Source organism: Chthoniobacter flavus Ellin428 (assembly GCF_000173075.1).
Classification (GTDB): Bacteria; Verrucomicrobiota; Verrucomicrobiia; order Chthoniobacterales; family Chthoniobacteraceae; genus Chthoniobacter; species Chthoniobacter flavus.
In genome coordinates, this window is the sequence record NZ_ABVL01000013.1 from 101,101 (window position 1) to 116,838 (window position 15,738).

Annotated in this window: 10 protein-coding genes and 1 pseudogene; 8 read left to right on the forward strand and 3 right to left on the reverse strand. The window is 62.3% G+C overall.

Translation table 11 applies throughout. From position 1 onward, the window contains the following. The first annotated feature begins 2 nt into the window (after positions 1–2). Positions 3–2,276, forward strand: a complete 2,274-nt coding sequence (locus CFE428DRAFT_RS19990; protein WP_006981446.1) for an FHA domain-containing protein — start codon at positions 3–5, stop codon at positions 2,274–2,276. 55 nt (positions 2,277–2,331) lie between these two features. Here the strand turns inward: CFE428DRAFT_RS19990 and CFE428DRAFT_RS19995 are convergent, their stop codons facing one another. Both CFE428DRAFT_RS19995 and CFE428DRAFT_RS37590 read right to left on the reverse strand, forming a co-directional pair. After that, positions 2,332–2,571 carry a hypothetical protein gene (locus CFE428DRAFT_RS19995; protein WP_006981447.1) on the reverse strand — a complete coding sequence of 80 codons (240 nt, stop codon included), beginning with the start codon at positions 2,569–2,571 and terminating at the stop codon, positions 2,332–2,334. 89 nt (positions 2,572–2,660) lie between these two features. Further along, the gene (locus CFE428DRAFT_RS37590) at positions 2,661–3,587 is read right to left on the reverse strand and encodes an adenylate/guanylate cyclase domain-containing protein (protein WP_162145292.1); all 927 of its coding nucleotides are present in this window, start codon (positions 3,585–3,587) and stop codon (positions 2,661–2,663) included. Between the two features lie 98 nt (positions 3,588–3,685). Between CFE428DRAFT_RS37590 and CFE428DRAFT_RS34085 the strand changes: the two genes are divergently transcribed. The 6 genes and pseudogenes from CFE428DRAFT_RS34085 to sucD all read left to right on the forward strand — a co-directional run bounded on the left by CFE428DRAFT_RS34085 (position 3,686) and on the right by sucD (position 10,803). After that, complete coding sequence (locus tag CFE428DRAFT_RS34085; RefSeq protein ID WP_006981449.1) at positions 3,686–6,889, forward strand: protein kinase domain-containing protein; 3,204 nt, start codon at positions 3,686–3,688, stop codon at positions 6,887–6,889. Positions 6,890–7,052: 163 nt separating this feature from the next. After that, positions 7,053–7,577 carry a hypothetical protein gene (locus CFE428DRAFT_RS20010; protein ID WP_006981450.1) on the forward strand — a complete coding sequence of 175 codons (525 nt, stop codon included), beginning with the start codon at positions 7,053–7,055 and terminating at the stop codon, positions 7,575–7,577. A 92-nt stretch (positions 7,578–7,669) separates the two neighbouring features. Then, entirely contained in the window at positions 7,670–8,182 is a 513-nt protein-coding gene (locus CFE428DRAFT_RS20015; protein ID WP_006981451.1) for a hypothetical protein, read from the forward strand. Positions 8,183–8,286: 104 nt separating this feature from the next. Beyond that, positions 8,287–9,477, forward strand: a complete 1,191-nt coding sequence (sucC, locus tag CFE428DRAFT_RS20020; RefSeq protein ID WP_006981452.1) for an ADP-forming succinate--CoA ligase subunit beta — start codon at positions 8,287–8,289, stop codon at positions 9,475–9,477. Between the two features lie 13 nt (positions 9,478–9,490). Beyond that, complete coding sequence (locus tag CFE428DRAFT_RS20025) at positions 9,491–9,865, forward strand: VOC family protein (RefSeq protein WP_006981453.1); 375 nt, start codon at positions 9,491–9,493, stop codon at positions 9,863–9,865. A gap of 27 nt (positions 9,866–9,892) precedes the next feature. After that, a pseudogene (gene sucD / locus CFE428DRAFT_RS41230) lies at positions 9,893–10,803 on the forward strand (succinate--CoA ligase subunit alpha). 104 nt (positions 10,804–10,907) lie between these two features. Here sucD and CFE428DRAFT_RS20035 read toward each other — a convergent pair. Continuing rightward, a complete protein-coding gene (locus CFE428DRAFT_RS20035) occupies positions 10,908–12,278 on the reverse strand; it encodes an outer membrane protein assembly factor BamB family protein (protein ID WP_202797469.1) in 1,371 nt (456 codons plus the stop codon). A 153-nt stretch (positions 12,279–12,431) separates the two neighbouring features. On the opposite strand from CFE428DRAFT_RS20035, the gene CFE428DRAFT_RS20040 reads away from it, so the two are divergent. After that, positions 12,432–15,677, forward strand: a complete 3,246-nt coding sequence (locus CFE428DRAFT_RS20040) for a DUF7133 domain-containing protein (protein WP_157447579.1) — start codon at positions 12,432–12,434, stop codon at positions 15,675–15,677. Positions 15,678–15,738 lie beyond the last annotated feature (61 nt).

A 15,738-nucleotide genomic window follows, 5' to 3' on the forward strand; every position in this document is an offset into this window, starting at 1 on the left:
GCATGAATGGTGCGCATCTCGCGGTTACGAGTGGGCTGCCGGCACGGGTCTTTGCTCTCCGCGCAGGAAGCTTTGTCGCGGGACGCGCCGCGGAGGTCGATTTCGAGCTCAGTCACGTCGAAATTTCCCGCCAGCACTGCCGCTTCACCTGGGACGGCAACAAGTGCATCGTCGAGGATCTCGGCAGCGTGCGCGGCACACGGGTCAATGGTCACCGCATCGAAACGCCGACCACGCTGAATCCTGGCGACCAGGTCGGCGTCGGCCCTGCGGTCATCGTCTTCGGCCTGGGTGAAGTGCCAGCGCCCGCTTCGAAGAAAGAGCCGCCATCCGGGCCGGCGGGCAACGCGCAGATGCTCGTCTTCGGCAAACCGGCCGATCGCATCCAGGTCGATCGCCCCATGACCTTCGGCCGCGACCCGGGCACGGACATCATGCTGAACGATCCCGGCGTCTCCCGCCGGCACGCCTCGGTCGCACCGGGTGAGCGCGGCGGCGTGATCGTCACCGATCTCAACAGCACGGCCGGCTCCTTCGTCAATGGCCACCGCTTCGACACGCACGAGCTCACCATCGGCGATCGCCTGCAAATCGGCCCGTTCTGTTTCCATTTCGATGGCCATTCGCTGAACCGCGTGGCCAATGCCGCCGGCGGGACCATTCGCTCGGATCATGTCTTCATGCGTTCGGGAACGCTGACGATTCTCGATGACGTCGTGTTGACCATTCCCGCGTCGCGCTTCGTCGGCATCATCGGCCCCAGCGGCGCCGGCAAATCCTCGCTGCTCACGACTCTCAGCGGCCTGCGCGCGCCGGAAAAAGGTCTCGTGCTCGTCGATGGGAAGGACATCTATTCCGGCAACGAGCCGCAGTCTTTCGGCTTCGTCCCGCAGGAAGACATCGTCCACGCCGATCTCACCGTCGACCAGGCGCTGCGCTTTAGCGCCCGGCTGCGTCTCCCCGCCGGCACCCCGCCGCGCGAGATCGACAAGCTGCTCCTGCAGACCATGGATCAACTCGGCCTGCGCGCCCACGCGCGCAAGCCCATCAACCGCCTCTCCGGCGGCCAGCGCAAGCGCGTGAGCGTGGGTGTCGAGTTGCTCGCCAAGCCGGCCATCCTCTTCCTCGATGAACCAAGTTCCGGCCTCGATCCGGCCACAGAATTCCAGCTCATGGAATTGCTCCGCGATCTCGCGGACACCGGCTGCACCATCGTCTGCACCACGCACGTAATGGAAAACGCCTACCTCATGGACCAGCTCATCGTCCTCTGCGGGGGCTGCCTCGCGTTCCAGGGTTCATCACAAGCGGCGCGCGAATACTTCGGCGTGCAAAAGCTCACCGGCCTCTACGATCGCCTCGCCGATCGTCCGGCCAAGGAATGGCAAAAAGCCTTCGTCGATCGCCCCGCCTCGGCGGACGAAATGCCCCCGCCCATCGGCCCCAGCGTGCGGATCGCCAAACCTGCCCGGCGTGCTTTCGCCCTGCCCATCTTACTTGCCCGGCAGTGGACCATCCTCAGTTCCGACTGGCGCAACTTCGTCCTGCTCATCAGCCAGCCGATCATCATCGCCGCCCTCGTTTCGTGGGTGAGCGACGACCGCGCGCTCATCATGTTCTTCGCCTACCTGGCCACGATGTGGTTCGGCACGAGCAACGCCGCGCAGGAGATCGTGAAGGAGATCGCCATCTACCGCCGCGAACGTCTCGTCGGCGTCGGGGCGCATTCCTATCTCGCCAGCAAATTCATCTTTCTCATCACGCTCACCGCCTTCCAGGCGCTGCTGCTCTACGTCACGGTGATGATTGGTGAAGGCAAACGGGACGGCTCGGTGATGTTGCAACTCGCCTCCTTGCTCGGCATCGCCATTGCCGGCGTGGGCATCGGCGCGGCCATCTCCGCGCTCTCGCGCTCCGTCATGCAGGCGGTGATGTTCGTCCCGCTCATCCTCATTCCGCAGATTCTTTTCTCCGGCTACACCGTGGCCTCGACCGACATGAGCCACAAGGTGCTGCTGGTCAGCCGCCTCACGCCGACCTTCTGCGCACAAACGGTCATGGACACGAGCTTCCTCTGGCAGCGCGAACTCAGCGGCGAGTTGATCAGCGACCATCATCAATCCTACCGCAATCTCGACCCAAATCGCGAATTCTCCACCGGCGACGTCTACAACAAATTCCACCCGGCGAAACGCGGCCTCATTGGTTTACTCTGCTGGGGCATTTTCACCTACTTCGTCGCGTGGTTCACGTTGAAGAAGCGGGAAAGAGTGTAGAAATTCGGAATGCGGAATGACGAATGACCCCTTCGGGATATTCCGAGTCCGGGCCTCAATGCAGCCCGTAGAAAAGCCTCCAGTTGTGAATTGCCTGAAAGACGGCTCGGAGGACGCCGACGGCGATAAGCGCAATGCCCAGCCAGCGAACATAGCGGTTCTGCGTCCATCGTGGCAGCGGAGGGGAAGGCGTCTTCGCATAGATGTAAAACACCATCACCATGAACGCGAAGACGATCCACAGCGGCATCAGGTCCCTGAACAGGATCCAGATGTTGTCTTCGTTATGCCCCATATCGTGAGCGGCTATAGAAATGACTGATCCCGCGGCGCGGAAACAAAGCCTTCGTCATTCCGCATTCCCCATTCCGCATTCGTCATTTCTCACTCCCCATTCGGCATTCCAAACACCCGCACCGGATTGCTCTTCCCCTTCAGCATCTTCTCGCCGAAGTCGGTGAACTTCCGCATCACCTCCGGCATCTGGTCGGCAAAATCCCCGGACATCACCACGCGCTGATTCAGCTCCTTCGACACCCCTTCCAGGCGGAAGACCGTGTTCACCGCGTCGCCGATAATCGTCGCATCGCGCTCCGCGGCCACGCCCACGTTGCTGCAGGTCACCTTGCCAAAATGGAGCGCAACCGCGATCCGGAACGGCGCGCCGTTCTGCCATTTCCGCGAATCCGCGAGGGACATCATCATCTTCGCCGCGGCAAAGGCGGTCCCACAATCCGCCGCCGGCCGCCCCGCAGCGCCCCAATAGGCCAGCATTGCGTCGCCGATGAATTTGTCGATCGTCCCCCCACTCTGCGCCACGAGATTCCCAGTCTCGCGGAACCACGCTCCAAGCATCTGCGCCATGTCGCCGCTGGGAATCTTCTCGGACATCGTGCTGAAACCGCGGATGTCGCAGACCAGCAGCGCCACCGGGCGCGACTCGACCACGCTGTGATCGTTCGAAGAAATCGTCCCGACCAGCGTCATCGCATTATGCTCGCCGGAGCTCTCGTCGTTGTGCTCGGAGAAAATGAGGATGTTGTCCGCGATGCGGATGCGGGCGCCGTCAGTCAGCGTCATCGGCATCACCACCCGCTGGTCATTCACGTAAGTTCCATTGCGGCTGCCGAGGTCGATGAGCTGGTATTGCCAGCCGTTGTGACAGCGAATAATGGCGTGCTGCCGGGACACCAATGGGCTAAAACTCAGGCAAACCGTGTTCTCTCGCGTCCGCCCAATAGTCGCCGTATTTCCGATGGTCACATCGAAGGCGTCGGATTGGGCTGGTTGGATGGAAAGTTTCGCTCCCATGGGGTTGAATGCCGGGTTTGCTGATTGCACATTGCGAAAGGTCGCGGAAAACTGCAACATTTGACGCTGCCCTCAGAATAACTGGCCTAAATTTTTACATGCCCGACTCCGCTGTCTTCGACCACTACGAAGTTTTGACCCGCGATGATGGCTCGCTTTTCGAGCTCGGCCGCGGCGCCATGGGCATTACGTACAAGGCCTTCGACACCAGCCTGCGGATCCCCGTCGCCCTCAAGGTCATTAACTCGACTTATCTGAACAGCGAGGTCGCCCGGCAGCGTTTCGTCCGCGAAGCGCGCTCCGCCGCCCAGCTCCGCCACCGGCACGTGGCCTCCGTCTTTCATCTCGGCACAGAAGGTGAAACGTGGTTTTACGCCATGGAGTTCATCGATGGCGAAACGCTCGATGCCCTCATCAAGCGCCAGGGGCCGCTCGCCCCGGTCATCGCCCTCACCATTACCGCCCAAGTCGCCCGCGCCCTCAATGCCGCCTCCCAGCACGGCCTCGTGCACCGCGACATCAAGCCGGCGAACCTCATGCTGGTCAAAGAAGACGACGAACTCGTGGCCAAGGTCATCGACTTCGGCCTGGCCAAGGCCTCGGTGACCGGTGATGGCGAAGACGCCGCCACGCTGAGCATGGGTGGCTTCGTCGGCACGCCGCATTTCGCCAGCCCGGAACAGCTCGAGGAAAAGGAAATCGACGGCCGGTCGGATATCTACTCTCTCGGCGTCACGCTTTGGTACATGCTCGCCGGGCAGGCTCCGTTTGCCGGTTCCATGGCCCAGGTCATGAGCCAGCACCTCTCGAAACCACCGCCTTTCGAGAAGCTGGACAAGCTGCCGGTGCCGGTGGCCGAGGTGTTGAAGCTCATGCTGGCCAAGGATCCCGCGGATCGCTTCCAGACGCCGAACGATTTGCGCAAGGCGATCGAAGCAGCCATCGGCAAGATCACCGGCGCAGGCGGCGCGCCAGCGATGACCGCCGAAGCGGTAGAGCAGACGGAAGATTTCGCCACCCTGCTGGACGACTCCTCGATGCGCTCGGGGATGGGCAGCTTCGAGACGAATTCGACGATCGCCAACCGCTATCGCGTGGCGCAATCGTGCGGTGAAACCAATGCCGGCAAGGTCTTTCGTGCTTACGACACGGAGCGCAAGACGGAGGTGCGCCTCATCGTGCTGCACGCCGAGGCACTGAGCGACAGCGTCGCCCTTTGTGCCCTCGAGCGGGAGGTCGACAAATTGCTGCCGGTCCAACATCCGAACCTGCTCAAAATTTTCGGCTTCGAGACCGTCGATCGGGGCAGCTTCCTCGTGCTGGAATGGACCGAGGGTTTCACCGTTCTCGACCTGCTCAAGGCGCGGCGGGAACTCGATGCCGACGAAGCGATTGCCCTCCTGCAGCAGGCGGCGGCCGGCGCGGACCAGGCGCTCAGCCTCGGGCTGAACACGCTGGAATTCGGCCTCCACCAGTTGCACATCCATTTTCCCGGCCAGGAATCCGTGGCCAAGGAAAAGCTTCTGCGGTCACCCCTGAGCTCGTGGCCCGCGTTTCAGCTGAAGCTTTATCCGCTCGGCGCGACACGCGATTTCGCCGCCTCCCAGACCTGGGCTGGCGCGCAGACGATGATCGCCGGTTCGGAAAAGAGCTCGGTCCCCGGCATGGATGCCCGGCCGCAATACGTTCAGGCATTGGGCGCGGTCACCTACGAGATTCTCGGCGGCACGCTTTCACCTGTGGCCCTGCGCAGTCCTGGCGGACCTACCGCGCGTTATACGCCGCTCTCCACGCTCTCCGAGGAAGGCAACGAAGTGCTGCGCCGTGCGCTCGATCCGGCGCGCTCCTTCCCGTCGGTCAGTGAATTTGCCGCGGCTCTCGCCGGCCTCCGTGGCCTCCAAGTCCGCCGTTCCGAATCGCGGGCTCCGATGACCGCGCCGACCCCGCCGGTCGCTCCAACTCCGACCGCTCCGCCCCCTCCGTCCATCCCCAAGCGGCAGACCGACAAGACACCGCCTCCAGCTCCAGCAGTACCGCGCGTCCCGACCCATACGGCAGCGCCAACGCCGCCACCCAAAACGGTGCCGATCGCGCTCATCGGCGGGCTCGCCGCGCTGTTTCTGGCGATCGCCGCGGCCGCCGGGTTCTACTTCCTGCACCCGAAGCCGAAGCCGATCGACACGGCCAACCCGACGGCCAATAACAACACGAGCGATTCCAACACCACTGGGAATAGCAATACCAATACGCCTCTCGTGGCGGACAATACGCCGGTGGCTACGCCCATTCCGGCGACCCCGATTCCGGTCACGCCGATTCCAGTGACTCCCATGCCGGCCACGCCGGCTCCGGCGACTCCGCCGCCAGGACCGAACCGCCAGGAACTGCTCAAGTCGGCCGTGACCGACGCCGAAATCCTCGAGTCGAACAACGATTGGGCCAAGTCGCTCGACGCCTGGTTGAAGGTCGCCAAGGAATTCCCCGAGTCTCCGGTCGGCAGAAACCATCTGGAAACGATGCTCAACCATCTGCGCGATCGTCCGAGCCCGATCAGTTTCGAGGAGTTCCAGACCATGCGCGGCCAGATTCTCGAGTGCGCCCAACAGGGTGTCCTTTCCGCCATGCTCCTCATCGGCGACACCCTGCGCAACCGCGAGTCGCGCACCGCGGCCCAGTGGTTGTCCGCCGCCGCCGAAAAGGGCGATCCCACCGGCATGGTGCAGTACGGCTTGATGCTGAAGAAGGGCCTCGGCGTGCCGCAGGATATGGAAAAGGCGGTGTCGCTCTTCCAGGCCGCCACGGACAAGGGCGACCCCAATGGCAAATACGAACTCGCTTCCTGTTACCTCAACGGCCAGGGAGTAAGCGTGGATGCCGACCGCGCCGTGAAGATGCTGACCGAAGTCGCCGACTCCGGCAGCGACCGAGCCATGGATTTGCTCGGCTATTGCTACGACCATGCGCTGGGTGTTCCCAAGGATTACAAGATGGCCGTCGATTATTACCGCAAAGCCGCCGATAAGGGGAACTTCGAGGCTGGGGGCAACCTGGGCATCCATTACCTCCAGGGAGAAGGCGTGACCGCAAATCAGAAAAAGGCGGCAGAACTTTTCGAGAAAGGCGCCAAAGGCGGCAGCGCCCTCTGCATGTGGCTCTACGCTTCGGTCCTGGAAAAAGGCGTGGGCGTCTCGAAGAACCCCATGCTGGCCATCACCTATTACAAGAAGGCCGCCGCCGGAGGTATCCGCCAGGCCGTCGATTGGTGCAACGAGCACAAGGTGGTCTATAGCGAGGAAAATTAAGCGCGGCAGCGCTCCAGGCGGAATCGACTTCTGCGCCACTGGCAACATCGCTCCCAACCACCGCCCTTCGCCCGTGCGTATTACACCGTAGGCGTCCCTTTACCATCCCAGAATTGCTTTGCCACCGCACCAGCGGCTTATTAACTTTTATCAAACCAGTGATATGAAACCCGGAACGCTCAAAACTGTCGCCCTCGCCACCTCCATTTCCCTGCTCGTCAGCGCCTGCGAAAACATGTCCCCCGGTGAAAACGCCGCGGTCTTCGGCACCACCGCCGGTGTTCTCGCCGGTGGCATCGCTCGGGCAGCCGGTGCGAGCACCGGCGAATCCATCGCCATCGGCGCAGCCACCGGCGCGGTCGTGGCGTTCACGGCTTACGTCATTTCCAAGCACCAGGCGACCGAGCGTCAGCGACGCATCGCCGAAGAGCGCGCCCGCGTCTACTACGGCCGCCTCGCCCCCGAAAAGAAAGTCGCCCTCCGGAAAAAGCATCGCTACATCGCGGTCGATACCGAGCGCAGCGAGCAAGCCCCCTCGAAGGCCAAGAAATCCGTCATGATCTGGGACACCCAGAATGAATCCATCGTGGGCAACAACGTCTACGACGTGCAGTCGACCCCGTCCGCGGGCTCGACCGCCAAGATCGACACCTACAACGCAGAATACGTCGGCACCGGTTCCCTATAAGGAACGCCCATCCAGCTGGCTGCGCCGGCTCGTTTTTTAAATGAGCCGGGCAAGCAACCTGAACTCAACCTTCACTTCCACTCCCCTCTCCCATGAAAACATCGATCCCGCGTTATCTGCAGCTCACTGCCATCCTGTGTGTCACGCTCGTTGCCCTGCCTCCGGCCTTCGCCATGGACGTCATGGAGCGCATCATCACCACGCAAACGTCGATGATTCGCCGCGAGGCGAGTGAGTACCAGCGCAAAGTCGCCGAGGCCCACGCGCGCGCTTACATGGCGGCGCAATTGCGCTCCTACCGCGAATCGCAGTCGGCCACCGGTCCGGTCACCAAGGGGAAAAAACATGCCGTGGCGGAAAATCAGGCTCCCGCGACCAAGGACGAAAAGAAAGCGCTCCGGAAGAAGCTGCCCCGCTACGTCGCGATCGAAACGCCGACGGACAAGCGCAGCGCGCCCGGCACGAAAAAGGACGTCATGATCTTTGACACCCAGAACGAGTCGCTCGTGAGCAACAACGTTTACGACATGCAGAGCTCGCCGGCGATGGGTGCGATGATGAAGGTCGAGACTTATTCGGCGCAATACGTCGGTACCGGCTTGTAATTCCCCGGCGGGCTACGGCACGTTGCATCGCTGCGCTTCGCGCAGGGCGGTTGCGTTTGGCGATTTGATCGTGAGCGCGTCTGCCATTCCCAGACTTTTGCTCAATGAATATCCACGAATACCAAGCTCGCGAACTTTTCGAAAAATTCGGTGTTGCCACGACTAAAGGCGGCGTCGCTGCCACCCCGGACGAAGCGGTGGCGGTGGCCGAGAAACTCGGCACCAAGGAATTCGTCGTGAAGGCGCAAATCCACGCTGGCGGACGCGGCAAGGGCACGTTTAAGAATGGATTCAAAGGCGGCGTGCAGATTACCGACTCGATCGGAAAAGTCCGCGAGCTGGCGACCCAGATGTTGGGCCAGGTGCTGGTCACGCATCAGACCGGCCCGGAGGGCAAACAGGTGAACAAGGTGCTGATCGCCGAACCCGCGACCATCGCCCGTGAACTCTACTTCGCCATCCTCCTCGATCGCGCCAGCGGCGCACCGGTGGTCATCGCCAGCACCGAGGGTGGCGTGGATATCGAATCCGTCGCCGAGCACACCCCGGAGAAAATCTTCCGTGAGCCGATTCACCCGACGCTCGGCCTGCAGCCCTTCCAGACGCGCAAGATCGCCCGCGCGCTCGGTCTCAGCGGCGCGCAGATCAATGCGGCGGCGAAGCTCTTCACCAACATGTTCAAACTCTTTCTCGCGCGCGATTGCTCGCAGATCGAAGTGAACCCGTTGGTCGTCACCGACAAGGGCGAGATCCTCGCGCTCGATGCGAAGTTCAACTTCGACGACAACGCGCTCTATCGTCAGCCGGAGATCGTCGCGCTGCGTGACAAGAGCGAGGAAGATCCGCGCGAAGTCGCCGCCAGCGAATACAATCTCAACTACATCGGCCTCGATGGAAACATCGCCTGCCTCGTGAATGGGGCGGGCCTCGCCATGGCCACGATGGACATCATTCAATACGCGGGCGGCAAGCCGGCGAACTTCCTCGACGTCGGCGGCGGCGCTTCGAAAGATCAGGTGACCGCGGCGTTCAAGATCATCCTCAGCGATCCGAACGTCGAAGGCATCCTGGTCAACATTTTCGGCGGCATCATGGATTGCAACGTCATCGCCACCGGTATCGTCGCCGCGGCGAAGGAAGTGGGGCTGAAGATTCCGCTCGTCGTCCGCCTCGAGGGCAACAACGTCGAGGCCGGCAAGAAGACGCTCGCTGAGAGCGGTCTCGCGCTGATCAGCGCCAGCGATCTCGCCGACGCCGCAAAAAAAATCGTCGCCGAAGTCAAGAAAGCCGCCTAACCCGTCCCGTCGCATGAAAATCGCCGAAATCGCTTTTTCCGCTTACCCCATCACGGACGTAGCGCGCGCCCGCAAGTTTTACGAGGGTGTGTTGGGCTTGAAGGCGACGCAGGATCAAGACATGGGCGAGAAAGGCCACTGGATCGAATACGACATCGCCAGCGGCACGCTCAGCCTCGGCAAATACGAAGGCTGGAAGCCGACGGGCGACGGCTGCACCGTCGGGCTGGAGGTGGAAAATTTCGATGAAGCAGTCGCCGCTATTCAGACCTCCGGCACTCCGATCAAGATGGGTCCCTTCGAAACGCCCGTCTGCCACATGCTCATGGTTTCTGATCCCGACGGCAACACGGTGATCATTCACAAACGCAAACCCGGCCACCACTAATCCCTTTTTCCCGCTCCGTACTTTCCAATGTCCATTCTCGTTACCCCGCAAACCCGCCTCCTCGTTCAGGGCATCACCGGCGACTTCGGCTCCCGCCACGCCAAGCTTTCACTCGACTACGGCACGCAGCTCGTCGCCGGCGTCACGCCCGGCAAAGGCGGCCAGACCTTCGAGCACAACGGCCACAAGGTCCCGATCTTCGATACCGTGGGTGAAGCCGCGAAGCAGACCGGCGCGACGGTCAGCGCGATCTTCGTTCCGCCGCCCTTCGCCGCCGACGCCATTCTCGAGTGCGTCGACGCCGGACTCGATCTCGCCGTGGCCATTACCGAAGGCATTCCCGTGTCCGACATGGTGAAGGTGAAGGCCGCGATGCAAGGCAGGAAGACGCGTCTCATCGGCCCGAATTGCCCTGGCCTCGTCACGCCCTGGCACCGGCGAAAAAATCCTTCGGCGGCTGCCGTATCGGCATCGCTCCCGGCTACATTCACAAGAAGGGCAACGTCGGCGTCGTTTCGCGCAGTGGCACCCTGACCTACGAAGCGGTGTGGCAGCTCACCACGCGCGGCTACGGCCAGAGCACCTGCGTCGGCATCGGCGGCGACCCGGTCAATGGCACCAGCCACCTCGACGTGCTGAAGATGTTCAACGATGACCCTGAAACCGAAGCGATCATCATGATCGGCGAGATCGGCGGCGACAAGGAAGAGGAAGCCGCCGTGTGGGCCAAGGATCATGTGAAGAAGCCGATTGCCGCGTTCATCGCCGGCGCCACCGCGCCTCCCGGACGCCGCATGGGCCACGCCGGGGCGATCGTCAGCGGCGGCAAAGGTACCGCCCAAGGCAAGATCGAAGCGCTCAAGGCCGCCGGCATCGCCGTCGCCCAAACACCTTCGGTCATGGCCGAGACGCTGCTCAAGCACTGGGGCAAGGCGTAACCTTCTTTTCTTAATCTTACTCTTAATCCTAATCTTACTCCTGGGGAGCAACGCTGCGGGATTAAGATTAAGATTAGGATTATGAGTAAGAACTCGCTGCTCGCCTACGGCTTTTTCGCGAGGTCGTAGCAGACGACGCGATCCTCATCGCGCAGATAAAGCCGCTTGTTCGCCAGCACCGGCGCGGTCCAGCACGGGTAGTGCATCTGCGGCACCTGCCAACGAGCGAGTTCCTCGAGCTTGTCCGGGCTCGGTTTGACCAAACCCAGCAGGCCAGCCTCACCGAGCACGATCAACTTGCCATCGGCCAGGATCGCCGAGCCGCGGCCATAGACATCCGGCGGAGCCACGCCTTCGGGAATCTTCGCGTGGCTGCCGTTCGGCCAGCCTTCGCGGCGCTCCCACGCGACCCTGCCCGAACTCATCTCGACGCAACGGAAAAACGCATCCGGCTCATTGCGTCCGCTAAACGCGTAAAGGAAGCCATTGAGCAACACCGGACGCGTCCAGTGCATCTCCAACTGCAACCCCTTCCACAGCGGCGTCACCGCCGTTCCGCTTGGGTCCACGCGCAACACCGTCGAACCCAAATGGTAGTACGCGGATGAGATGAGAATCAGGTCATCCTGCACAACGGGCGTCATGGCATTCACCGACTGATCTTGCTGCGCGCGAAACCAGTAGGAGAAATTGACCTTCCCGGTCTTCGGCTCGAGCGAGACCAAACCCTGGCGTGTGCAGACCAGCAGGTGCCGTTTGCCGTGAATCGTCGCCAACACCGGCGAGCAGTAGCTGGCCATCATCGAGTAGGCTGGATCGTTGATGCTCCAGTGCACCGTGCGTTCGCCCGGCCAGCCATTCATCGGCTGTCCGTTCCATGTCTTCTCGCCGACATTCTCCCACACGGTCTTGCCGGTGTTCGCATCCAGGGCCACGACACAGGAGTTCGGCTGGCCGCCCACTTGCACGAAGAGCAAGCCGTCTTCCAGCACCGGCGTACTGCCCACGCCAAAGAACGCCTCCGGCACCGCGAAATCCCCCTGCGTGTCGCGCCGCCAGATTTCCTTGCCCGTGGTGATGTCGAGGCAGGCCAGCACCCCTTCGGCGCCGAACGTGTAACAACGGTCCGCGGTGAGCAGCGGCGTGCAGCGTGGCCCGTTGTTGTAGCCAAAGGGATCGCGATAGTCGGACTTGTAAGCGTACTTCCAATAGGTAAGGCCGGTGCGCGCATCGCACGCCTCGACGATCTCCTGCATTTCCACACGATGATGAATGACCATCGTATCGCCCCGCACCGACGGCGCGCTGTAACCCTTCCCCACCTTCTTCTCGAAAACCAGCGGCGGCCCCTGCGCGGGCAGCGTATCGATCAGCCCGGTCTCGGTGGAAACCTGGTCACGCGTCGGCCCCATGAATTCCGGCCAATCCGCAGCGTGAATGGCGAGACCCAGGGCGGTGAAAACGAGGGGAAACAAATAACGAAGCACGCGCGAACCATGACGCACCGGTCTCACAGATCAAGCTCGACCTCCGGAGGCGGCTCGGGCGCGAAGTAAAGCGGCGACACGATCGCTGCATTTGCAGTTGGCTCTTTCCCGCCAATGTTGGAGCCTCCCCTCCTCCAGAACATGAAGCTTCGTCCTGTTGCCAGTCTCCTGTTCCTCTTCGCCCCCTGCATGGCCCTCGCTGCCGACAATGTGCGCGGCGACAATCCCGACTCTCCCCCGAGCACGCCCGAAGAAGAACGCGCCAAATTTCACCTGCCACCAGGTTTCGAGATCCAGCTCGTCGCCGCCGAGCCCGATATCCAGAAGCCGATCAATATCTCCTTCGACGGCGCCGGGCGCCTGTGGGTCACCGGTTCGGAGATGTATCCCTGGCCCGCCGGCACGGATGCCTCCCGCCAACCCATCCCCGGCTACGAGAAAGCTTTCGCGGACATCGCCAGCGCCTTTCATGTCGGCGATAAAGCGCCGCATCCCTCCACCGAAGCGCGCGACACCGTGCGCGTGTTGTCGGACTTCGATCAAAACGGCCACGCCAAAACCATCCGCGTCTTCGCCGATGGCTTGAACATTCCCAGCGGCATCCAACCCCTGCCGCACGGCTCTCCGGCGATCGCCGCGGCTTATGGCCTGCTGCCGAACTTTGATCCCAATCCCGCGATGGTGAAACGCGCGCCATTGGGTGGACGACACATCGGGCATGCGCCCAAGGGCGACAGCGCGATCGTTTATTCCGTGCCGAAAATCTGGCTGCTCACCGACTGGGACGGCGACGGCTTCGCCGAAAGCCGCGTGCCGCTCTACGAAACGGCCGGCTATCTCGACACCCACGGCGGCATGTCGAGTTTCCTCTATTGGACCGACGGCTGGATCTACGGCACGCACGGTTTCCGCAATCACAGCGAGATTCACGACCTGAATGGTCGCATGACCTTGCTCGAAAGCGGCAACACCTATCGCTTCCGCCCGGACGGCTCCGCCTTCGAGATCTATACGCACGGGCAGACGAATCCCTTCGGCCTCGCTGTCGATCCGCTCGGCAATTTCTACAGCGCCGACTCGCACTCCAAACCCGTCTACATGCTCCAGCGCGGCGGTTATTACGAGGGCATCGGCAAGCAACACGACGGCCTTGGCTTCGCGCCGCGCATCACCGACGACGGCCACGGTTCCACCGCCATCGCCGGCATCGCCTATTACGCCGACGACAAATTCCCCGAGGAATATCGCGGCAATCTCTTCAACGGCAACCCCGTCACCCGCCGGGTCAATCGCGACAAACTCGAATGGCATGGCTCGACGCCGCAAGCCGTTCGCCAGCCGGATTTCGTGGTCAGCGACGACCCTTGGTTCCGTCCGGTACAGGTGAAACTCGGTCCCGACGGCGCGCTCTGGATCGCCGATTTCTACAACCCGATCATCGGCCACTACGAATTCCCACTCGCCGATCCGCGACGCGATCACAAGCACGGCCGCATCTGGCGCATCGTCTATCGCGGCGAGCAGAAAGACACACCCGCGGCGACTCCACCCGACCTTGGCCACCTCGGGACCAATGATCTTCTGGACAAACTCGGCGACGTGAATCTCGAAACCCGACGCCTGGCCGCGAATGAACTCGTGGATCGCATCGGCGAGCGCGCTCAGCATGAAGTTGCGAATCGGTTCCTCAAGACGATCCCCCTCAACCTCTTCACGCCGGAACCCGGTCCGGTGAAGGTGGATCCGACCACCCTCTCACGGCTGATCACCGAACAATCCGTCATGGAACGATTCAAACCGGGATTCAGCGCCGCATGGTTCCTCAACACCAATCTCTCTTCCGAGCAAAACGCCGCCACGCTGCTCCGCATGCCGGATGCCTTTGCCAGCCACAGTCTCCAGTGGTTCGGCGAATTCCGGGAAAAATCCATCCCCGGTCTGACGCTCGCGGAGCAGCGGCTCGCCCTCAAAGATCCGAACCGCCCCACCCTGCAACGCAACGCCGCGCGGGCCATCTCCGCGACCGTCATCGCGCTGCGCAACGACGTCGAGGACGACAACGAGCGCGCGAAGAAATTGCGCGAACAATCCCTGAAAGAAATTCCGGAAGTGCTGACCGCTTTGCTCGATGCATCCGACCACGTCGACAAGGACGACACCGAACTCACCTACGCCCTGCGCATGGCGTTGCGCGATTGCCTGCTGCTGCCGGACTCTTATCAGGCGGTCACGCAGATCGGTGCGGAAGAAAACGCGGCCGCGGCCGATCACATCGCCGATGTTTCCGTAGCCGTACCGACCGCGGAATCCGCGGAATTCCTCCTCGGCCACCTCCAGCGCCATGGGTTGGGTTCGCCGCGTATCGGGGAATACTTCAAGCACGTCGCCCTGCATCTGCCCTCGGAAAAGTTCAGCCTGCTTTCCGATCTCGTCGCGAAAATCGGCGACGCACCGCTGCTGCAACGCCTCGTCGCCGCCGACGGACTTGCCCAAGCTGCCCGGCAGCGCGGCATCACGCTCCCCGAGGAAACCGTCGCCTGGACGCACAAGATCATGATCGAGTGCCTCGCCAGCAATAATGATTGGATGCTGAAAGCCGCCATCGAGAGCGTCCGCGAGGCGAAGTTCGATGCGAAGCTCGAACCGTTGGCGAAGATTGCCACGAACGCCAAGCGGTCCGAACCGCTGCGCATCGCCGCCCTCGAAGCGCTCGCTAATCTCGATGCTGCGCGTTCTATTCTCGGCCAGGTTCTGGCCACTCCGGCCGGGATGAAATTCCGCAAACGGGCCGCGGAACTCCTCAACCAGTCCAATACCGACGAAGCCCGCGCGGCCCTACTCGCCGCCCTGCCCAACGCGCCTACGGACGTCGGGAATTTCATCGCCGCGGGCCTCGCCGCCACCGATTCCGGCGCGGAGTCGCTCATCAGCACCATCGAAAAAGGAAAAGCCACGCCCGTCCTGTTGCGCAATCCCCTCGTCACCGCCGCCCTGGAAAAGCGACCGCAAGGGCTGCGCGATCGCGCAACCGCGCTGACCAAGGATCTCCCACCCGAGGACGAGCGCCTCGACAAAGTCATTTCCCAGCGCGCCACCGCGTATGAAAAAGCGAAGCCCGATTCAATCCACGGCGCGCAGATCTTCCAGCAAAACTGCGCCGTCTGTCACAAGATCCACAACCAGGGCGCCAATATCGGCCCGGCCCTCGATGGCATCGGCGCCCGCGGGCGCCCATCGCGTGATCGAAGGACATCCTCGATCCCCACCCGCCAACGTCGGACCCCATTGTTCCGCCAGACCATCATCGGAAACCAGCGAACGGCCCAGACCTTCGCCAGGCTTGAACGTCCACCGAAGAGGGCGAATTACTCGTATTTACCGACGTGACGGGCAAACCAGTCAGCGTCCCGCGCGCGAAGATCAAGACCCCAAACTCAATCCAAGCTTT